The following is a 21473-nucleotide window of genomic DNA, read 5'->3' on the forward strand; positions in this document are numbered from 1 at the left end:
TTAGGTATTAAACTGTACTTTTTGTACCAATAAGGTTTAGATACCAAATCAAGTTTGGTATATGCCTTGAAGGATTTTTAAGGTGCTGAAACCAGTTCAGCACTGTTTACTTTAAGGTTTTAAGCCTTAAAGTAACTGCGTTTTTATGAGCATCCAATCCTTCGGCTTCCGCCATTAATTCTATTGCTGGTCCGATGTTTTTAATGCCTTCTTCGTTTAAATTTTGAAACGTGATTTTCTTTACAAAACTATCTAACGAAACTCCACTATAATTTCTGGCATATCCATTTGTAGGTAAGGTGTGATTGGTGCCACTTGCATAATCGCCAGCACTTTCGCAACTGTATTTTCCCAAGAAGACAGAACCTGCATTAGTAATTTGTTCTATATAATCTGAAGCATTATCGGTTGCGATGATCAAATGTTCAGGCGCGTATAAATTACTGAATTCGATGCATTCGTTCATTGAGTTAAGCAGAATAGCACGACTAATTTTTAACGCTTCAGAAGCCAGATTTTTTCGAGATAATTGAGGCAGCTGCTTGTCTAATTCTTGTAGCGTTTGATTGATGATGGCCTCGTTGTCAGATAGCAAAATCACTTGACTGTCTGAACCATGTTCTGCTTGTGATAATAAATCTGCTGCAACAAATGATGGATTACTAGTTTCATCTGCAATAACCAAAACCTCACTCGGGCCGGCTGGCATATCTATAGCAACGCCTTGCTGTTGAATCAGTTCTTTTGCTTTGGTGACAAATTGGTTTCCAGGCCCGAAAATTTTATACACTTGAGGAATAGATTCCGTTCCAAAAGCCATAGCCGCAATAGCTTGTGCACCACCAGCTTTAAAGATTTTCTTTATTCCCACGAGATTTGCTGTATATAGAATAGCTGGATGTATTTGGCCTTCTTTATTTGGTGGAGAACATAAAATAATGTCTTTACAACCTGCTAATTTGGCCGGAATCCCGAGCATTAAAATTGTTGAAAATAATGGTGCGGAACCTCCTGGTATGTATAAACCAACCTTTTCAATACCAACGGATTTACGCCAGCATTTTACACCTTTGGTCGTTTCAATTAGTTGTTCTTTTTCTTTTTGTGCTGCGTGAAACTTTTCAATATTTTGCTTTGCCAGATTGATAGCCTGTTTTAAATCCTCAGGAACTTGATAAATGGCTGCCTCAATTTCGGAATTTTCAACTTTAAGTGATTCTAATTTGGTGTTGTCAAATTGCTCAGCATATTTAAATAGAGCTTTGTCTTTATGCATTTTCACGTCCTCTAGAATATCTTTAACGATGGTATCTAGGGTTTGCTGTTCCAAAACTGGTCGTTTCGCTAGCGCATTCCATTCAGGCTTATTGGGATTTTTATAGACCTTCATTACATTACCATTTTATCAATTGGAACCACTAAAATACCTTCTGCTCCTGCATTTTTAAGCGCGTCAATGCTATTCCAAAATTTTTCTTCATCAATTACGGAATGCAAGGAGCTCCAGCCTTTCTGTGCCAAAGGCAGAATTGTTGGGCTTTTCAAGACAGGTAGAATAGCTGTGACTTCATCGATTTTATCGTTCGGCACATTCATCAAAACATATCTTGAATTTTTTGCTCTTAAAACGGCTTGAATTCTGAATATGAGTTTTTCGAGAATCGCTTCTTTTTCGGCATTCAGGTTGCTATTTTTTGCCAAGACTGCTTCTGATTTTAGAATAACTTGTGTTTCTCTAAGTCCATTTTTAAATAGCGTACTTCCTGAACTCACAATGTCACAAACACCATCTGCCAATCCTATATTTGGTGCAATTTCCACAGAACCAGAAATCACATGAATATCGGCTTCAATACCATGTTCGTCTAAATAAGTTTGAAGTGTGTTAGGGTAGGAGGTTGCGATTTTTTTTCCATTAAAATAGGAGGCGTCATTCGTTTCAACTGGTTTAGGTACCGCTAACGACACTCTGCATTTGGCAAAACCAAGCTTTTCAACAACTTCTGTTTTTTTCTGTTTTTCAATAAGGATGTTCTCGCCAATAATAGCGATATCAACTACACCATCTTCAATATATTGAGGAATATCTGAATTCCGTAAATACAGGACTTCTAATGGGAAGTTACGCGCTGCAACTTTCAATTGGTCTTTGCCATTATCTATTTTAATACCGCAATCCTTTAAGAGTTTTAAGGAATCTTCGTTTAATCGACCGCTTTTCTGAATGGCAATTTTTAGCTTACTCATTTTTAAATTTTTAAGTCTGAATAAACCAAACGTTAGGCAATAAAAAACCCGTCTGATTTATTCAGACGGGTTTTGAAATATTTTAAATTACATATATCAATTCCAGCTCGCCTGAATGCAAGTATGAAAATGATGATGATGTAATTGACTTAATGTCATTTGTTTCTTATTTGAAAATCAAAGGTAACATTAATTTTCAATTGAAAAAATATTTCAAAATCATTTTCAAATTATTTATCCTGCAAGGTCTTTTTTTTTGACCTTGTAGATATTTTTAATACGAAACCTACAAGGTTTTAGAAACCTCGCAGGTTAAATTTGAGGAAACTTAGCTCTAATATCCTCCAAACATAAATTATGAATACTCCCAATATGCGAGTGCTCTTTTCCTAATTCGGGTTTATAAGTTCCATTCTGAACTTGGCCTCCAATTTTTTGGTAGGCTTCCCTAAAGCTCATACCCTCAACCACTAAATTGTTTATACTATCTACTGTAAAAAGGTATTGATATTTTTCGTCATTTAAATCAATATCTTTAACAATGATTTGTTGAATGGAATAATTAAAAATGTCTAAAATATCTTTTACATCTTCAAAGGCATTGATGATGTTTTCTTTCAACAATTGAAAATCCCTGTGGTAACCACTTGGTAGATTATTTGTGATTAATAACATTTCAGAATGTAAGGCTTGAATTTTATTACACTTACCTCGAATCAATTCAAACACATCAGGATTCTTCTTATGTGGCATAATGCTACTGCCCGTAGTCAATTCATCTGGAAACGTAATAAAGCCGAAATTCTGACTCATATATAAGCATATATCCATAGCAAAACGTGCCATGGTATTACATAATCCGCCTAAAGCACTTGCAATAGCACGTTCACTTTTTCCTCTAGTTAATTGCGCTGCAACCACGTTATATTTTAAAGTTGAAAACCCTAATTCTTTGGTTGTGATATTTCTATCAATAGGAAAAGAACTGCCGTAACCTGCAGCTGAACCTAGAGGGTTTTGATCCGCAATTTTAGAAACCGCATTTAGCACATAAACATCATCGATTAGTAATTCTGCATGGGCTGAAAACCATAAGCCAAAGGAGGAAGGCATAGCGACTTGCAAATGTGTATAACCTGGTAATAATTGGGTTTTGTGTTTTTCTGCTAAGTTTAATAAGGTGTCAAAAAACGTTTTTGTTTTGCTATTAATGATTTGCAAATTCTCTTTGTAGTAGAGTTGAAGTGCGACTAAAACCTGATCATTTCTAGAACGTGCCGTATGGATTTTTTTGCCAACGTCGCCTAGAGTTTTTGTAAGTTCATGTTCAATTTTAGAATGGACATCTTCAAATGACGCTTCAATATTAAACGAACCATCCTCAATAGATTCCGCTAAAACTTTTAATCCTGATTTCAATTGTTCTAACTCATCAGATGTTATAATGCCGATGGATTCTAACATAATAGCATGTGCTAAGGATGCTTGTACATCGTACTTGGCAATGTGCATGTCTATTTCTCTGTCGTTGCCAACGGTGAATAATTCTATTTTCTTATCTATTGAATAGCCTTTGTCCCACAATTTCATAATGTAAATTTTAATTCTTAAAATTTAGAACCAAGATGCTAGACCGCTTCGCTGTTAGAGCATAAACTACTCATTAATGTTTTTGAGGTTTTAGTCTAGATTCTAGTCTCTTGATTCTCCTGTCTTTTTTTTACAATACCTTTTCCAACAATTTAATGTACAACTCAACACCTTCTTCAATTTCCGCAAGATAAATAAATTCATCTGCCGTGTGAGATCGTGTACTGTCTCCTGGTCCTAATTTTAATGATGGACACTTTAAAACGGATTGGTCTGAAAGCGTCGGCGAACCGTATGTTTCTCTACCAAGTTCAATTCCTGCCTTTACTAAGTCGTGATTAATTGGAATAGATGATGAATTTAACCGTAAGCTTCTTGCTGTAATGTTGGTGCAAGGTGATTCCTGTGTTAAAATATCTGCAATCTCTTGATTGGTATATTTATCATTTACCCGCACATCAATGACTAAATTGACTTCTGCCGGAACCGCATTGTGTTGTTTGCCTGCATTGATTTGCGTAACGGTCATTTTTACTTCGCCTAAAACGGTTGATTTTCGTTCAAACTTATAATCTTTAAACCATTTTAAAACGTCAATAGTATTGTAAATTGCATTGTCAGTATTTGGATGTGCCGCATGGCTAGCGGTTCCTTTTACCTTCGCATCAAAAACGACTAAGCCTTTTTCTGCAACTGCTAATTGCATTAAGGTCGGTTCGCCAACAATAGCTACGTCAATTTTTGGAATGATTTTCAGCATACTGTTCAATCCGTTTGGACCACTACTTTCTTCTTCAGCAGAAGCGACAATGACCAGGTTATAATTCAGATCTTTTTTGTCGTAAAAATAAGTGAACGTAGCAATTAAAGATACCAAACATCCGCCTGCATCATTACTGCCCAAACCATATAATTTACCACCTTCAACAATGGCTTTTAAAGGATCCTTGGTATAGCCACTATTTGGTTTTACAGTGTCGTGATGCGAATTTAATAAGAGTGTTGGTTTGCTCTCGTCAAAATATTTATTGGTCGCCCAAATGTTGTGATGGTCTCTTTTGAAAGGGATATGATGTGTTGTAAACCAATTTTCAATGAGCAAAGCTGTATTGTCTTCTTCCGAAGAAAATGACTGTGTCTCTATCAATTGCTTTAGTAAAGCAATGGCATCTTGCGTTAGTTTTTCAATCATTGTGTGATGGTTGTGTGTTTGTTTTTGGTATTGAAAAGCATATCTGATGTTCCGATACAAACTTTTTGAACGTTTTGATTTATAGCATGAAAACAGTTATTTAACTTGGGTAACATGCCTTCGTAAATAATACCGTTTTCGATTAGTGTTTTATAAGTGCCAGTATCGATGTGTTCTATCACAGAATCAGCATTATCGACATCTTGGAGAACACCATTTTTTTCGAAACAATAATACAGTTCTGTGTTATAGGTCGACGCAAAAGCGATGGCGATTTCAGAAGCAATAGTATCTGCATTGGTGTTTAGTAATTGTCCTTTTTCATCATGAGTTATGGCGCAAAACACAGGTGTGATATTGTTTTTTAGTAATACCTCTAAAGTGTCTGTATTCACTTTTTTAACATCGCCAACAAAGCCATAGTCAATAGTTTTAATCGGTCTTTTTTCAGAAATAATGGTATTACCATCAGCACCAGAAAAACCAATCGCATTACAACTATGAGCTTGTAGTTGTGCCACTATGTTTTTGTTGATTTTACCAGCATAAATCATTGTAATAATATCTAAAGTATCGGCATCAGTAATGCGTCTGCCTTCATTCATTTGAACCGGAATATTCATTTGTTCGGCTAGCTTGGTTGCCAATTTTCCGCCGCCATGGACTAAAATTTTTGGTCCTTTTAAAGTTGAAAAATCTTTAATGAAGGTTGTTAATGCTGCTTCATTATCGATGATATTACCTCCTATTTTAATGACTTTTAGTGTTTTCATCTTATGCCCACGAAAGCGGGTATCTTTTTTGTTTTAGACCTATTAGATTTAAAGCACTTTCAGGTCTTACTTTATAATTACGTAATTGTTTCATTTCAGACCTATAAGGTTATTGAAACCTTGCAGGTCGGTCGTAGTCATTTATAAATTCTCTAAAATCTGCTTGAGCACCACTTGCGCCGCATACGTTCTATTATTCGCTTGCTGAATAACTATAGATTGTAAACTGTCTAAAACTGCATCTTCAACCACAACATTTCGTCTTACTGGCAAACAATGCATAAATTTTGCATGACCTAATTTTGCTTTGGTCATCATCCAATTTTCATCTTGATTCAATACTTTTCCGTAATCCTTATAGTTGCTCCAGTTTTTTACATATACAAAATCAGCATCCTTTAATGCTTCCTCTTGATTGTAATTAATAGGTGTGTCTTTTGTGATTGCTTCGTTTAATTCATATCCTGAAGGATGTGTAATCGTTAAATCAACTTCCAGATTTTGCATCATTTCTATAAAGGAATTTGGAACCGCTTGAGGTAAGGCTTTAGGATGTGGTGCCCATGAAATAACTACTTTTGGCATCGCTTTTTCCGTCAATTCTGAAATCGTAATAGCATCAGCCAAAGCTTGCAAGGGATGCGCAGTAGCACTTTCCATATTTACTATAGGAACCGTTGCATATTCCTGAAAGTTATTCAATACATATTCTGATTCATCTTTTGTTTTATCTTGTAGCGTTGGAAAGGCTCTTACGGCGATAATATCTGCATATTGGGAAATAACCTGAGCAGCTTCTTTAACATGCTCCGATTTATCCATATTCATTATGGTGCCATCTTCAAATTCTAAATTCCACGCGTCGTTCACATTTAAGATCATCACCTCCATACCTAAGTTTTTCGCTGCTTTTTCGGTGCTTAAGCGTGTTCTCAAACTCGAATTAAAAAAGAGCATTACTAAGGTTTTGTGTTTTCCTAAATCTTGAAATTCAAAAGGATTCATTTTTAATAAAATGGCATCCTTAATGGTTTCTGAAAGGTTAGAAATATCTTTTATTTTGGCGTAGTTTTTCATCTTTAGTTCCCGCTAAAGTGGGAATCTTTTTAATTAAACTTAGTTCAAACCTACAAGGTTTTTAAAACCTTGCAGGTGGCTTCAAAAAATACATCAATATGCTTTTTCTGAATCGTTAAAGGTGGAAGAATTCTAATTAGATTAGGATTTTTAGCACTTCCTGTAAATATGTGATGGTCAAAAATGAGCTTTTTACGTAAATCTGCAATTGGAAAATCGAACTCCAAGCCCAGCATTAATCCACGACCTTTAATGGATTTTAACTGAGGCAATGATTTTGCTTTCTCTTGAAAATATTCTGACATAGTTTTAGCATTTTCCATTAATTGTTCTTCTTCCAAAACGTCTAAAACCGTAATAGTTGCAACGCATGCCAGATGGTTGCCGCCAAAAGTGGTTCCTAATAAGCCAAAAGAGGCTTTAATCGATGGATGAATTAAAATTCCTCCAACCGGGAAACCATTGCCCATGCCTTTGGCGATAGAAATAATATCTGGAGTAATGTTATGTTTTTGAAATGCAAAAAAGTCGCCAGTTCTACCAAATCCAGATTGTACTTCGTCTGCAATGAATACTGTGTTATATTGTTTGCAAAGTGTTTCTAGCCCTTTGTAAAATGCTGTGGTACTTTGGTCTAAGCCACCAACACCTTGAATACATTCTACAATAACAGCACAAGTGTCGTTTTGTTTTAAAATGGTTTCTACACCCTCTAAATCGCCTAATTCCACAAAATCAACGTCTTGTTGTGCATTGATGGGTGCCACAATCTTTGGGTTGTCGGTGGCGGCAACCGCAGCAGAAGTTCTACCATGAAATGAGTTTTTAAAAGCTAAAACTTTCTTTTTTCCATTATGAAAGGAGGCCAACTTTAAAGCATTTTCATTGGCTTCTGCGCCCGAATTACATAAAAATAATTGATAATCTTTACAACCAGATAAGGCTTCAAGTTTATTTGCCAATTCAACTTGCTTCGGATTTTGAATCGCATTGCTATAAAAGCCAAGTTTACTAACTTGATCCGAAATAGCTGCAACATATTTCGGGTGGGAATGCCCAATTGAAATCACGGCATGTCCACCATACAGGTCTAAAAATTCTACACCTTTTTCATCATAAACATAAACGTCTTTTGCGCTTACTGGTGTAATGTCGTATAATGGATAAACATTGAATAAACTCATATTGTTATTTCTTTATCCTGCAAGGTTTCAAAAAACCTTGTAGGTATGTTTTTAACTCTTATACCTACAAGGTCTCCAAGGCCTTGCAGGAAAATCCTGTTAGATCTGCTCTTTTTTAATATTACTAATCTTATTAAACGAAGCCACCATGCCTTGAATTAAAGACGAACTCAATCCTTTATGCTCCATTTCATTCAATCCCGTAATGGTGCAACCCATTGGAGTAGTGACGCGGTCTATTTCTTCTTCTGGATGGTGTCCATTTGTTATTAATAAATTGGCAGCGCCTTCACTTGTGTACATCGCTAATTCTTGAGCTTCTTTAGCATCAAAACCTAATTGGATTGCGGCTTGGGTTGTGGCACGAATCAATCGCATCCAAAACGCTATGCCACTGGCACAAACAACAGTTGCAGCTTGCATTTGAGATTCGGGTATCGCTAAAGTATGACCCAATCTGTTAAAAATAGCTTCTGCAATTGGTATGCGTTTTTTACCTTTTTCATTACTACACATACATGTCATCGATTTACCAACGGCAATCGCAGTGTTTGGCATAGCGCGAATAATAAAATTATCTTCACCAACTTGCGATTCAATTTTTGGAATCAGAAAGCCTGTGATGGTAGAAATTAATACATGATTTTCCGTTAAATGTGATTTTATATCCTTTAAGATATTTTCAAAATGTGCTGGCTGAACTGCAAAAATTAATATATCGGATTGCTGTACGGCTTCGATATTGTCTGTAGTTAAATGCACATTTTTGTAACCTTCAAATTCCTTGATACCTTCTAAATTTCTTTTGGTTAGATATAAGGTGGTAATGGCATTGTTAGTAATTAAACCTTTTGCTATGGACTTTCCTAAATTTCCTGTGCCTATGATTGCTATTTTCATCTTTAGTGACCGCGACAGCGGTTATCTTATTAATTAAACTTTCTTTATCTAAAAGCATATCAACTACGCTCTTAATTTATACCTAACAGGTCTGAGTATATGTTAAAAATAATTAGCTTTCAATTGTAATCCTTCGGTTTCCTTAAATCCGTACATTAAATTCATGTTTTGAACAGCTTGTCCTGATGCGCCTTTTAATAAATTATCAATGATGCTAGTTACTAATAGTTTATCTTCATGTTTATGCAAATGCAGGAAACATTTATTGGTGTTTACGACTTGTTTTAGATGAATATCTTCATCCGATATAAAAGTAAAAGCAGCATCTCTATAAAATTTGGAATATAATGCTTTGGCGTCCTCAAGTGTTCCATCGTATTTGGTATAAAGCGTAGCAAAAATTCCTCTTGAAAAGTTACCACGGTTAGGCATAAAGTTGATGTCAGAATTAAAATCAGATTGTAATTGATTGACGGTCTGATTAATCTCTCCTAAATGCTGATGTGTAAAAGCCTTGTAATGCGAAAAGTTATTATCTCTCCACGTAAAATGCGTGGTCGTCGATAATGACGTTCCAGCGCCTGTGGCTCCTGTTACCGCATTCACATGAACATCGTCTTTTAGTAATTTTGCTTCTGCCAATGGTAATAAGGCGAGTTGAATTGCTGTGGCAAAACAACCAGGATTAGCGATATAAATCGATTGCTTTATGGCTTCTTTGTTCAGTTCTGGTAATCCATAAATAAAGGTTTTTCCATTTAAAACTTCATCTTTTGTTAATCTGAAATCATTACTTAAATCAATGATTTTTGTTGCATGAGAAAAACTGTTTTCTTCTAAAAATGATTTTGAATTACCATGACCTAAGCACAAAAACAAGACGTCAACATCAGGATTGATTTTACTTGAAAATTCTAACTCTGTAGAACCAATTAAGTCTTGATGTATCTTGCTGACGTTGTTTCCCGCATTAGATGTGCTGAACACAAAATTGATGTCTACTTTGGAGTGGTGGATTAATAATCTAATCAATTCTCCTGCGGTGTAACCAGCACCTCCAATGATACCTGCTTTGATCATAATTCTGAATTTACTTGCTGGTATATCTTATTTTGATTGCCAAATATTTTAATAAACCCTTTCGCTTCCTCTGCGGTCCAACCTTTATTTTCTTCGCCATAACTTCCGAATTTGGCGTTCATTAAATCGTGTTTAGACTTAATGCCATCTAATGAAAAATGATAAGGTTTCAAAGTCACAATTACATCGCCCGAAACTTTATCTTGACTACTTTGTAAAAAAGCTTCTATGTCTCGCATCACAGGATCTAGATATTGGCCTTCATGCAAATGCATACCGTAAAAGCTCGACAAATACTCTTTATGTTGCAGTTGCCATTTGGTTAAGGTGTGCTTTTCTAATAAATGATGTGCTTTGATGGTTATAAGCGCTGCTGCAGCTTCAAAACCAACACGTCCTTTGATACCAACAATAGTATCTCCAACATGGATATCCCTTCCGATAGCGTAAGCTGAAGCCAGATTATTTAGGACTTGGATATTGATTTCAGGATTATTTCCAATGCCATTAATAGCTGCTAATTCTCCTTTGGAAAATGATAAGACTACTTTTTCCGGGTCTGAATGTTTTAATTGAGAAGGATAAGCAGAATCTGGTAATGGCTTTTCAGAAGTTAAGGTTTCTTCCCCACCGACACTTGTTCCCCAAAGTCCTTTATTAATAGAATATTTAGCTTTGTTCCAAGACATGTCTATTCCGTTTTCAATGAGGTAATCAATTTCTTGCTGTCTGGTTAATTTGCCGTCTCTAATCGGCGTAATGATTTCAATGTCTGGTGCTAAAGTTTGAAAAATCATATCAAAACGTACTTGGTCATTTCCTGCGCCTGTACTGCCGTGTGCAATATATTTTGCATTGATACTTTTGGCGTATTGAACAATTTCGATGGCTTGGATAATGCGTTCAGCACTAACGGACAACGGATAGGTGTTGTTTTTAAGGATATTTCCGAAGATTAAATACTTGATGACTTTGTCATAATATGAGGCGATGGCATCAATATTTTTATAGGTCGAAACGCCCATTTTATAGGCATTACTTTCAATGTTTTTAATTTCTTCAGATGTAAATCCACCTGTGTTTACACTTACGGCATGGACATCGTAACCTGCTTTTGATAAACTTACAGCACAATAGGATGTGTCCAATCCTCCACTATAAGCTATGACTAGCTTTTTTCCTTCTCTGTCGCTATGCGACATTTCTTCCAAGGGAAGAGAATCATCGGAATTATTATTATTTTTCATTATTATCTTTTTTTAGGAACATGTTTTGCTTAATAAGTTTTAGTCTCGTCCATACTTTTTTATCGTAATTATGCTCATGCTTTCTTTCTGCTTCTTTTTTAGAAGGATCATACAACATACCCGTACATAAGCACATTTTTTGTTCAGTTCTTGTTAAAACATCGAAATTTTTGCAGGTTTGGCAACCTTTCCAGAAGGATTGATCATCTGTTAATTCTGAAAACGTCACAGGCTTGTAACCCAATTCACTATTCATTTTCATAACGGCCAATCCTGTTGTGATACTGAAAATTTTAGAATCTGGAAATTTTGTTCTTGAATGGTCAAAAATCACTTGTTTTATTTTCTTGGCAAGCCCTTGATTTCTAAAATCGGGATGAACGATGAGTCCGGAATTGGCTACAAACTTACCATGACTCCAGGCTTCGATATAACAGAAACCTGCAAATTTATCGCCGTCTAAAGCGATCACGGCATTGCCATTTTCCATTTTTGTAATGATATACTCTGGTTTTCGTTTGGCAATACCAGTACCTCGGACTTTCGCAGCTTCTGCAATGGTTTCGCAAATGAGTTCTGCGTAAATACTATGTGATTTGTCAGCAATAACAATTTTCATTGTGATTGTTTTTATTAATTATATAATTTTTTTTGTTTTGGAATGAAGAACTGGACACACCTTAGTTCCTAATGTAAATCGTACCCAAAAGGGCGAACACTGCGACTATAGCACAAAGTAGGTCGTTTAGTAAATGAAATTACTAAAACTAAAAGTGGAAAAAAATGTGATGAATTGTTCAATGTGAAAAATTAAAATTGATTAACTAAATGGTTTAAAGTAGCTCCATTAGCGACGTCGCCTGTTGATGAACAAGCGTGTGGGTCTTTCAATTCTATTTCTTTGAATTAACATACTGTAAATTTAGAATTATTATTTAATAATGTCCTTAATATCATCCATTTTTTAAAATATTTACGAAATTCTTAATTGTTTCGATTTAAACTGTAAATATTTCACTGATATGCGATTTCCATCCCTTTCCATTAAAGAATGTAATCCGTACTCACAAAATTAGAAGCTTTCGAATCCATTAAATCCTTTAAAATAGCATTATTATAATCGTTGTCTTTTGAAGCAACGAAAGTTCTGATTGAAAAAGAACGTAAAGCATCATGTACACTTAATGTTCCCACGGCTGAATCTTTCCGTCCTGTAAATGGATATACATCTGGTCCACGTTGACATGAACTGTTTAAATTTACTCGACAAACCAAATTCACGAGTGTATCAATCAATGGCGCCAAGGTTTTTACATCTTTACCAAACAAACTCACTTGTTGTCCATAATTAGATTCCGCCATATCGTCTAAAGGCTCTTCAATGTCTGAAAACGGAACGACCGGAATTACAGGGCCGAATTGTTCTTCTTGAAAAACCCGCATATCCTTCGTAACAGGATGTAAAACGGCAGGGAAAATATAGTTTTCTGTAGTTTCTCCACCTTTTTCGTTAATCACTTTTGCACCTTTATCAGTGGCGTCATCAATAAGTCCTTGAATATAGAGCGGTTTATCCGGTTCTGGTAATGGTGTTAATTTTGCACCATTTTCCCAAGGATTTCCGAATTTTAAAGCATCAACTTTAGCAGCAAAGCGTTTGTTGAATTCTTCCACAATGTCTTCATGAACATATAATACTTTTAATGCTGTACAGCGCTGACCGTTGAAAGAGGTCGTTCCTGCAATACATTCTTCAATAGCTAAATCCAAATCGGCATCTGGTAAAACTATCGCTGGGTTTTTAGCTTCCAACCCTAAAACCAAACGCAATCTATTACTTTTTGGATGCTGATTCTGCAGTGCATTCGCAGATTTACTGTTTCCTATTAAAGCTAAAACATCCACTTTTCCTGATTGCATAATTGGTGCGGCAACGGTTCGTCCACGTCCATAAATAATATTGACAACACCTTTTGGAAAACTATCCCTAAACGCTTCCAACAAAGGTGAAATTAATAAAACCCCGTGTTTTGCAGGTTTGAAAATGGCTGTATTTCCCATAATCAAAGCAGGAATCAATAGTGCAAAAGTTTCATTTAATGGGTAATTATAAGGCCCTAAACATAAAACAACGCCTAAAGGGCCTCTTCTAATATGAGCGTTAACGCCAGAATTTTTTTCAAATTTAGCGCTGTTCCGATCCATTTGTTTATAATCCTCAATGGTATCGTAGATATACTCGACTGTTCTATCAAATTCCTTTTCTGAATCTGGAAGATTTTTGCCGATTTCCCACATTAATAGTTTGACGACTTCTTCACGTTTGGTTTTCATTTGCGTCACAAACTTTTCCATACATGCAATTCTGTCCACAACTTTCATGGTTGGCCATAACCCTTGTCCTTTATTGTAAGCGGAAACCGCAGAATCCAACGCCTTTAAAGCTTCTTTTTTTCCTAAAGTTGGAATAGACCCTAGAAGCGTAGGCTTGTAATCTTCAGTAGATGAAATTGTAGAATACACATTGGAAGTTTCTCCTCGCCATGGTATTAGTCCTCCATCTATTAAATATGTATCTTGGTTAACTAAATTTTTAATTTGAAATTGCTCTGGAATCTCCACAAATGTCGAAGTCATAATTATTCATTTTAACTATTAATAATAAAGATACCAATAACATTTTTTGATTCGGTTAAGTCTATGTTAATCTATACCAAAAACTGAAATAAATCTGGCTTATCATTGAGGTAATCTCCAAAGACATTATGAAGCTTCATTTTGGTAATGAGAGGGTCCAAATCTTCAGGAGATTTTAATTGTAAACCTACGACCGCGACATCATTTTCACGATTGGCTTTTTTGGTGTACTCAAAATGGGTAATATCATCTGTAGGTCCTAAAATATCCACAACAAATTCTCTTAAAGCACCTGCACGTTGCGGGAATTTAATGATGAAATAGTGTTTTAAATTGGTGTAAATAAGAGCGCGTTCTTTGATCTCGGCCATTCGAGTGATATCGTTGTTGCTTCCACTAATAACACAAACAACATTCTTGCCTTTTATTTCATCTTTAAATTGCTCTAACGCACAAAGGCTCATAGCACCTGCTGGTTCTACAACGATGGCATCCTTATTATAAAGATCCAAAATTGTCTGACAAATTTTACCTTCATCGACCGTAACCACACGATGTAAGGTTTCTTTACAAATGGCAAAGCTTAAATCACCTACACGTTTTACAGCAGCACCATCTACAAAGTTATCTATAGACTTTAAAGTGATATTTTTATTGTTTCTGATGGAGTTCAGCATTGCAGGAGCACCTTTCGGTTCTACGCTGATAATTTTGGTTTGTGGTGATAAAATCTTAAATACTGAGGATAATCCAGCCGCTAATCCACCACCACCAACAGGCACAAAAACATAATGAATGGGATGCGTTTTCGCTTGGTCAATAATTTCTAAACCAACTGTTGCCTGACCTTCAATAACTTTTTCGTCATTAAAAGGATGTACAAATGTTCTGTTCAGTTCTTCGCTTTGCTGCATCGCAGCATGGTAAGCATCGTCAAAAGTATCTCCAATTAAAACCACATCCACATAGTCTTCGCCAAACATTTTTACCTGCTCAATTTTTTGATTAGGTGTTGGTGAAGGCATAAAAATAGTACCTTTTATTTTTAAAAGTTTACATGAAAGTGCCACGCCTTGTGCATGATTTCCTGCACTAGCACATACAATTCCGTTTTCAATTTGATCACTGGTTAAGGACGAAATTCTATTATAAGCACCTCTAATTTTATAGGAGCGTACTTGTTGAAGGTCCTCCCTTTTAAAATAAACGTTTGCATCAAATTGCTTTGAGTAACGCGCATTTTTAATTAAAGGTGTTACCGAAGCCACACCGTTTAGTTTTTCAGCGGCAGCTTCAATAGCTTTTAATGTTGGTCTGTATGTGGTTTTGGTTTCTTTCATTCCCCTAAATCCCCAAAGGGGACTTTCTTATTTTAATGAGACCTGTCAGGTTTTTAAAACTTGACAGGTCTGAAGTATTTAGGCTAAAACAGATGTTTTGGCATCCTCAGTTTTAATCACTTTCATCGCTGTCATTGCAGAACGTAAACGCTGACCTACGGCTTCGATAGGATGGTTTCTTATTGCATCGTTGATGGCAATTAGCTCTACATTGTCAACACCATTTGAATTTGAAAATGGCTTTCCAATAATAGAGGTGTCAACGGTTGTCATGAATTCCTTTAATAATGGTTTACAGGCATGGTCAAATAAATAGCAACCATATTCAGCCGTATCTGAAATCACGCGGTTCATTTCGAATAATTTCTTTCTGGCGATGGTGTTTGCAATTAATGGTAACTCGTGCAAAGATTCATAGTAAGCAGAATCTTCAATAATACCTGCGGCAACCATGGTTTCGAAGGCTAATTCCACACCAGATTTAACGAAGGCTACTAATAAAACGCCGTTATCAAAATACTCTTGTTCTGAAATATGATCTGAGGTTAATTCTGTTTTTTCAAAAGCGGTTTCTCCTGTTGCCTCTCTCCATTTTAATAAGTTGACATCATCATTGGCCCAATCTTCCATCATGGTTTTTGAGAAATGACCGGAAATAATATCGTCCATATGCTTTTCAAATAATGGACGCATAATTGCTTTCAATTCTTCGGAAAGGTTATAAGCTTTAATTTTTGCAGGATTGGATAAACGGTCCATCATGTTGGTAATGCCACCATGTTTAAGTGCTTCTGTAATGGTTTCCCAACCGAACTGAATTAATTTGGCAGCATAGCCAGGTTCAATCCCTTCTTCGACCATTTTGTCAAAAGATAAAATAGCACCTGTTTGCAGCAGACCACAAAGAATGGTCTGTTCTCCCATTAAGTCAGATTTCACTTCAGCAATAAATGATGATTCCAAAACTCCAGCTCTATGGCCTCCAGTGGCTGCAGCGTATGCTTTTGCTTGTGTCCAACCTTTTCCTTCTGGATCATTTTCTGGGTGTACAGCAGTCAATGTAGGTACACCAAATCCACGTTTGTATTCTTCCCTAACTTCTGTTCCGGGACACTTTGGTGCGACCATAATTACGGTTAAATCTTCACGGATTTTTGTACCTTCTTCAACAATGTTGAAACCGTGCGAATAGCTTAAGGTTGCGCCTTTTTTCATTAAAGGCATCACAGCTTTTACGACGCTTGTATGTTGTTTATCTGGTGTTAGGTTTAATACTAAATCTGCTGTAGGAATTAATTCTTCATAAGTCCCAACAGTAAATCCATTATCGGTCGCATTTTTGTAAGAGGCACGCTTTTCATCAATGGCTTGTTGTCTTAAGGCATACGAAATATCAAGTCCCGAATCACGCATGTTCAATCCTTGGTTAAGGCCTTGAGCTCCACAACCTACGATGACAATTTTCTTTCCTTTTAGAGCGTTTACGCCATCTTCAAATTCTGAAGCGTCCATAAAACGACACTTTCCCAATTGCTCTAATTGTTCTCTTAATGGTAATGTGTTAAAATAATTTGACATTGTTTTTTCTTTTTTTTGGATAATAGAAAATGGACGACTAGAATATAGACTCATTTATGGTAAATTTTGAAATCTTTCCTGTTGTATAAAATCTATTTTTATTTATGATCTTTCTAATTTTTGTGTCTAAAATCTAGCTGTCTATGCTCTAGACTCTAATTTATTAATCTTGAAATGCCTTAAGCATTGTTGATATTTTCATTTCGTCTTTTGTCACCGCAATTCTACCTGAACGCGTAAATTGCATAATGCCAAAGACAGACAGTTCCCTGTACAATAAATCTATTTCTTCTTTTCTTCCAGATTTTTCGATAGCAAAAAATTCTTTGTTTACGGTTACAATTCTGGCATTGCTTTCTTTGATGATATTCTGAATCTGACGTTCATCAAATAATAATTCAGACTTAATTTTGAATAAACACGATTCTTGATAAATGATTTCATCTTCGGTATGATAGAAAGCTTTGATGACTTCAACTTGTTTTTCAATCTGACCGATAATCTTTTTCATTTGAGACTCTGTAATATTAATTACTAATGTGAATCTTGAAACGCCGTCAATCTCAGAAGGCGAGGTGTTAAGACTCTCAACATTCATATGTCTTCTTTGGAAAATTGCTGAAATTCTATTCAACAATCCAATATTATTTTCCGTATATATTGAAACAGTATATTGTTTGTTTTCGCTCATTACTTTGAGATTATAGTTGATTTAAGAAGAAAATAGATAATTGAATCTAGAACATAGACTTTATCTCATTTCAAATTATTTACTATTATTTATCTTTTTTTTAATTGTTTAGTCTCTAAACCATTTTAATACTTTTTATTTCACGACTCACGACTCACGACTCACGACTCATATCATTCTAATCTTATATCTGAAACACTGGCTCCTGTTGGAATCATTGGAAAAACATTATCTTCCTTTTCAACTCTAACTTCTAAGAAATAAGGGCCTTTGCAATCAATCATTTCTTTTATAGCCGCTTTTAAATCTTTACGCTCTGACACTTTTTGGGCTTCGATATGATACCCTTTTGCAATGGCCACAAAATCTGGATTTACCATTTCTGTTGAAGCGTAGCGTTTCTCAAAAAAGAGTTGTTGCCATTGCCGAACCATACCTAAAAATTCATTGTTCAGTACCACAATTTTTACAGGTACTTTTTGCTGAAAGATGGTTCCTAATTCTTGAATGTTCATTTGGTAACCACCATCGCCGGCAATCATAATTACTTCCCGTTCTGGCGCTGCCATTTTGGCTCCAATAGCTGCTGGTAATGCAAATCCCATGGTTCCTAAGCCACCAGAAGTGATATTGCTTTTAGTTGTGTTGAATTCTGCATAACGACAAGCAATCATTTGGTGCTGACCAACATCACTGACAATAGCTGCTTCGCCTTTGGTCTGGATGTTGATTTCTTTCAACACTTCGCCCATTGTTAAACCTTCCTTTGTGGGATGCAAATCATTTTTAATAACTTTTTCGTATTCAATTTTATATAAATCCTTGAATTTTTGATGCCAATCTGTGTGTGAATTCGGGTGTAGTAATGGTAACAACTCTGTTAAACTAGTTTTAGCATCGCCAAGAACAGCGATATCAGTTTTTACGTTTTTATCGACTTCCGCGGGATCAATTTCAAAATGAACAATTTTTGCTTGTTTTGCATAAGTTTCTAAATTTCCTGTAACACGATCGTCGAAACGCATGCCGATGGCTATTAAAACATCACATTCGTTAGTTAAAACGTTAGGTGCATAATTACCATGCATACCAACCATTCCTACATTTAATGGGTGTGACGTTGGAATAGCCGAAGCCCCTAAAATGGTCCAAGCCGAAGGAATTCCGGCTTTTTCAATAACCGCTTTAAATTCTTCTTCCGCCTTGCCTAAAATAATACCTTGTCCCCAAACTATTAGTGGTTTTTTGGCATTATTGATTAATTCTGCTGCAGCTTTGAGAGAATTTTCATCGGTATCTGGAACAGGTTTGTAACTTCTTACGCCTTTACATTTTTTGTATTTAAAATCGAAAAGTTCGATTTGAGCATCTTTAGTTATGTCAATTAAAACAGGTCCTGGTCGTCCGCTTTTGGCGATGTAAAAGGCTTTGGCGAAAACTTCTGGAATTTCTGAAGCTTTAGTAATTTGATGGTTCCATTTGGTCACTGGTGTCGAAATCCCGACGATATCAGTTTCTTGAAACGCATCACTTCCCAACAAATGCGAACCTACTTGACCAGTGATACAAACCAAAGGCGTAGAATCTATTTGTGCATCAGCAATTCCAGTAATTAAATTAGTCGCTCCTGGACCAGAAGTTGCCATAGCAACACCGACTTTGCCAGAAATTCGTGCATAACCTTGTGCAGCATGGGCAGCACCTTGCTCGTGGCGCGATAAGACATGGTGAATTTTATCTTGATACTTATATAGTTCATCATATACTGGCATAATTGCACCTCCTGGATAGCCGTAGAGAATGTCAACACCTTCAGCAAGTAAGCATTTTATAACTGCTTCGCTTCCAGAAATACGTTCAGTAGTTTCTGTGTCTTTAGTGTTATTTTGAATGGTTTTTGTGTCCATATTTTTAATGGATTAGTTTTTTAAAAGAGATAAGAAAATTGAGTGCTTACTCTTACTCTTAATTTTTGCTTTTACCTCTTGCTTCGCTTGAGGATCGTTATTGTTATTTTTTTTCAGCTTTTGGCTTTTTCGATGTTGAGATTCCTGCCTTCGCAGGAATTTGTTAAAACTCATCAGTTACACAGCCTTTTGAAGCTGAGGATACTGTTTTGGCATATTTATATAAAACACCACGTTCGAATTTTAATTCTGGCGCTTTCCATTTTTCTCTTCGTTTTTGAAGTTCTTCTTCAGAAACTTCTAGTGATATGGAATTGGTTTCTGCATCAATGGTAATGATATCTCCATCTTTAACAACAGCAATTGTTCCACCTTCTTGTGCTTCTGGCGTGATGTGCCCTACCACAAAACCGTGGGTGCCTCCTGAAAATCTTCCGTCAGTAATTAAAGCCACATCTTTACCTAGACCAGCTCCCATAATAGCAGCCGTTGGCTTTAGCATTTCAGGCATTCCAGGACCACCTTTTGGACCTTCATATCTAATGACAACGACATCTCCTTTTTCAACTTTTCCATCTCTTATGCCGTCATTTGCCGCATATTCCCCTTCAAAAACTTTCGCCTTTCCTCTAAAACATAAGCCTTCTTTACCCGTAATTTTAGCGACGCTTCCTTCGGTTGCTAAATTGCCATAGAGCATTCTTAAGTGTCCTGATACTTTAATAGGCTCTTCAATGGGTTTTATCACATCTTGTCCTTCTTTTAAGTCGTCAACGTCCAATAAATTTTCAGCGATAGTTTTTCCTGTAACGGTTAAACAATCGCCATGAATCAACCCTTTTTTCAAAAGATATTTTAGTACCGCAGGAATTCCACCGACCTCATGAACATCTTCCATTAGATATTTACCGCTTGGTTTTAAATCGGCTAAAAATGGTGTGTTGTCACTAATATTCTGAAAATCTTTTAATGTAAAATCGATTTGTGCAGCTCGTGCTATGGCTAAAAAGTGTAATACTGCATTTGTAGAACCACCTAAGATGGTTACTAAACGGACAGCATTTTCAAGCGATTTTCTTGTGATAATGTCGGAAGGCTTTATATCCTTTTCCAACAATAAACGTAAGGCTTCGCCAGCTCTAACGGATTCTTGTTTCTTTTCATCACTTAATGCAGGATTTGAAGAGTTGAAAGGCAACGTCATACCCAAAGCTTCAATTGCAGAAGCCATAGTATTTGCCGTGTACATACCTCCACAGGCGCCTGCTCCTGGACATGCTTTTTCAACAATACTTTGGTATTCGCTTTCTTCCATGGTTCCGGCAACTTTGCTTCCCCAAGCTTCAAAAGCGGAGACGACATCTAATTTTTTACCGTTATGGCAACCAGAGTCTATAGTGCCACCATACACTAATATGGAAGGGCGATTCAATCGTATCATCGCCATTAAAGCACCTGGCATATTTTTGTCGCAACCAACAACTGTGACCAGTCCATCATAACTCATAGCTTGTACCACGGTTTCCATGGAATCTGCAATAATATCTCGAGAAGGCAGGGAGTATCGCATTCCTGGTGTTCCCATAGAAATACCGTCACTTACACCTATAGTATTGAAAATCAAACCGACAATATCTTCATTCTTAGTTCCTTCTTTAACCAATTTTGCCAAGTCGTTAAGGTGCATATTGCATGGATTGCCTTCATAACCTGTACTTGCAATGCCGACGATAGGTTTAAAAAAATCTTCCTTTGTTAATCCAATAGCATGCAACATGGCTTGAGCCGCTGGTTGTGTAGGATCTTGAGTAACCGTTTTACTGTATTTGTTTATTTGATTCATAGTTTTATTTAGGCATTTCGACTGTGCTTAATGTGACACAAAATTGATTTGCAGAAACTAAATTACTTGATATGGAATGTTTCGTTTATAACTTTCTTTTTCTTAATCTAAATCCAATTATAATAGAAACACATTAAGTACTTGAAAATTAGTACTTTAGGTCTAAATAAATATGATGTTCAAATGT

General features: G+C 36.1%; 17 protein-coding genes. All 17 read right to left on the reverse strand.

Annotation, left to right across the window (positions count from 1 at the left end; all coding sequences use genetic code 11):
• Positions 1 to 106: 106 nt before the first annotated feature.
• The 17 genes from hisD to ilvD all read right to left on the reverse strand — a co-directional run bounded on the left by hisD (position 107) and on the right by ilvD (position 21286).
• Positions 107 to 1390, reverse strand: a complete 1284-nt coding sequence (gene hisD / locus HM987_RS02035; RefSeq protein WP_179004765.1) for a histidinol dehydrogenase — start codon at positions 1388 to 1390, stop codon at positions 107 to 109.
• Positions 1390 to 2247 (reverse strand): ATP phosphoribosyltransferase, encoded by an 858-nt coding sequence (gene hisG / locus HM987_RS02040; RefSeq protein WP_179004767.1) that lies wholly within the window; start codon positions 2245 to 2247, stop codon positions 1390 to 1392. The genes hisD and hisG overlap by 1 nt, the downstream gene beginning before the upstream one ends.
• Positions 2248 to 2559: 312 nt before the next feature.
• On the reverse strand, positions 2560 to 3837 hold the full coding sequence (gene argH, locus HM987_RS02045; protein WP_179004768.1) for an argininosuccinate lyase: 1278 nt from the start codon (positions 3835 to 3837) through the stop codon (positions 2560 to 2562).
• A gap of 130 nt (positions 3838 to 3967) precedes the next feature.
• On the reverse strand, positions 3968 to 5029 hold the full coding sequence (locus HM987_RS02050; RefSeq protein ID WP_179004770.1) for a M20 family metallo-hydrolase: 1062 nt from the start codon (positions 5027 to 5029) through the stop codon (positions 3968 to 3970).
• Entirely contained in the window at positions 5026 to 5802 is a 777-nt protein-coding gene (gene argB, locus HM987_RS02055; protein ID WP_179004773.1) for an acetylglutamate kinase, read from the reverse strand. Before argB ends, HM987_RS02050 begins: the two co-directional genes overlap by 4 nt.
• Before the next feature lie 141 nt (positions 5803 to 5943).
• A complete protein-coding gene (locus HM987_RS02060; protein WP_179004775.1) occupies positions 5944 to 6879 on the reverse strand; it encodes a Rossmann-fold NAD(P)-binding domain-containing protein in 936 nt (311 codons plus the stop codon).
• A 50-nt stretch (positions 6880 to 6929) separates the two neighbouring features.
• On the reverse strand, positions 6930 to 8063 hold the full coding sequence (locus HM987_RS02065; protein ID WP_179004777.1) for an aspartate aminotransferase family protein: 1134 nt from the start codon (positions 8061 to 8063) through the stop codon (positions 6930 to 6932).
• A 99-nt stretch (positions 8064 to 8162) separates the two neighbouring features.
• Entirely contained in the window at positions 8163 to 8963 is an 801-nt protein-coding gene (gene proC, locus HM987_RS02070; protein WP_179004779.1) for a pyrroline-5-carboxylate reductase, read from the reverse strand.
• A 102-nt stretch (positions 8964 to 9065) separates the two neighbouring features.
• Positions 9066 to 10043, reverse strand: coding sequence for an N-acetyl-gamma-glutamyl-phosphate reductase (argC, locus tag HM987_RS02075; RefSeq protein ID WP_179004781.1), 978 nt, complete (start codon positions 10041 to 10043; stop codon positions 9066 to 9068).
• On the reverse strand, positions 10040 to 11245 hold the full coding sequence (locus HM987_RS02080; protein WP_179009827.1) for an argininosuccinate synthase: 1206 nt from the start codon (positions 11243 to 11245) through the stop codon (positions 10040 to 10042). Before HM987_RS02080 ends, argC begins: the two co-directional genes overlap by 4 nt.
• Before the next feature lie 34 nt (positions 11246 to 11279).
• On the reverse strand, positions 11280 to 11909 hold the full coding sequence (locus HM987_RS02085) for a GNAT family N-acetyltransferase (protein WP_179004783.1): 630 nt from the start codon (positions 11907 to 11909) through the stop codon (positions 11280 to 11282).
• A gap of 425 nt (positions 11910 to 12334) precedes the next feature.
• On the reverse strand, positions 12335 to 13927 hold the full coding sequence (locus tag HM987_RS02090; RefSeq protein ID WP_179004785.1) for an NADP-dependent glyceraldehyde-3-phosphate dehydrogenase: 1593 nt from the start codon (positions 13925 to 13927) through the stop codon (positions 12335 to 12337).
• A gap of 71 nt (positions 13928 to 13998) precedes the next feature.
• On the reverse strand, positions 13999 to 15267 hold the full coding sequence (gene ilvA, locus HM987_RS02095) for a threonine ammonia-lyase IlvA (protein WP_179004787.1): 1269 nt from the start codon (positions 15265 to 15267) through the stop codon (positions 13999 to 14001).
• Positions 15268 to 15345: 78 nt separating this feature from the next.
• Positions 15346 to 16845, reverse strand: a complete 1500-nt coding sequence (gene ilvC / locus HM987_RS02100; protein ID WP_179004789.1) for a ketol-acid reductoisomerase — start codon at positions 16843 to 16845, stop codon at positions 15346 to 15348.
• A 163-nt stretch (positions 16846 to 17008) separates the two neighbouring features.
• Complete coding sequence (ilvN, locus tag HM987_RS02105; protein ID WP_179004791.1) at positions 17009 to 17536, reverse strand: acetolactate synthase small subunit; 528 nt, start codon at positions 17534 to 17536, stop codon at positions 17009 to 17011.
• A gap of 173 nt (positions 17537 to 17709) precedes the next feature.
• Entirely contained in the window at positions 17710 to 19443 is a 1734-nt protein-coding gene (gene ilvB / locus HM987_RS02110) for a biosynthetic-type acetolactate synthase large subunit (RefSeq protein WP_179004793.1), read from the reverse strand.
• 163 nt (positions 19444 to 19606) lie between these two features.
• Positions 19607 to 21286 carry a dihydroxy-acid dehydratase gene (ilvD, locus tag HM987_RS02115; RefSeq protein WP_179004795.1) on the reverse strand — a complete coding sequence of 560 codons (1680 nt, stop codon included), beginning with the start codon at positions 21284 to 21286 and terminating at the stop codon, positions 19607 to 19609.
• Positions 21287 to 21473: the final 187 nt, after the last annotated feature.

It is taken from the genome of Winogradskyella forsetii, assembly GCF_013394595.1.
Taxonomy (GTDB): domain Bacteria; phylum Bacteroidota; class Bacteroidia; order Flavobacteriales; family Flavobacteriaceae; genus Winogradskyella; species Winogradskyella forsetii.

Coding starts and splice junctions, on each gene's coding strand:
- hisD (WP_179004765.1), bottom strand. CDS start 1,390: ATGAAGGTCTATAAAAATCCCAATAAGCCTGAATGGAATGCGCTAGCG.
- hisG (WP_179004767.1), bottom strand. CDS start 2,247: ATGAGTAAGCTAAAAATTGCCATTCAGAAAAGCGGTCGATTAAACGAA.
- argH (WP_179004768.1), bottom strand. CDS start 3,837: ATGAAATTGTGGGACAAAGGCTATTCAATAGATAAGAAAATAGAATTA.
- HM987_RS02050 (WP_179004770.1), bottom strand. CDS start 5,029: ATGATTGAAAAACTAACGCAAGATGCCATTGCTTTACTAAAGCAATTG.
- argB (WP_179004773.1), bottom strand. CDS start 5,802: ATGAAAACACTAAAAGTCATTAAAATAGGAGGTAATATCATCGATAAT.
- HM987_RS02060 (WP_179004775.1), bottom strand. CDS start 6,879: ATGAAAAACTACGCCAAAATAAAAGATATTTCTAACCTTTCAGAAACC.
- HM987_RS02065 (WP_179004777.1), bottom strand. CDS start 8,063: ATGAGTTTATTCAATGTTTATCCATTATACGACATTACACCAGTAAGC.
- proC (WP_179004779.1), bottom strand. CDS start 8,963: ATGAAAATAGCAATCATAGGCACAGGAAATTTAGGAAAGTCCATAGCA.
- argC (WP_179004781.1), bottom strand. CDS start 10,043: ATGATCAAAGCAGGTATCATTGGAGGTGCTGGTTACACCGCAGGAGAA.
- HM987_RS02080 (WP_179009827.1), bottom strand. CDS start 11,245: ATGTCGCATAGCGACAGAGAAGGAAAAAAGCTAGTCATAGCTTATAGT.
- HM987_RS02085 (WP_179004783.1), bottom strand. CDS start 11,909: ATGAAAATTGTTATTGCTGACAAATCACATAGTATTTACGCAGAACTC.
- HM987_RS02090 (WP_179004785.1), bottom strand. CDS start 13,927: ATGACTTCGACATTTGTGGAGATTCCAGAGCAATTTCAAATTAAAAAT.
- ilvA (WP_179004787.1), bottom strand. CDS start 15,267: ATGAAAGAAACCAAAACCACATACAGACCAACATTAAAAGCTATTGAA.
- ilvC (WP_179004789.1), bottom strand. CDS start 16,845: ATGTCAAATTATTTTAACACATTACCATTAAGAGAACAATTAGAGCAA.
- ilvN (WP_179004791.1), bottom strand. CDS start 17,536: ATGAGCGAAAACAAACAATATACTGTTTCAATATATACGGAAAATAAT.
- ilvB (WP_179004793.1), bottom strand. CDS start 19,443: ATGGACACAAAAACCATTCAAAATAACACTAAAGACACAGAAACTACT.
- ilvD (WP_179004795.1), bottom strand. CDS start 21,286: ATGAATCAAATAAACAAATACAGTAAAACGGTTACTCAAGATCCTACA.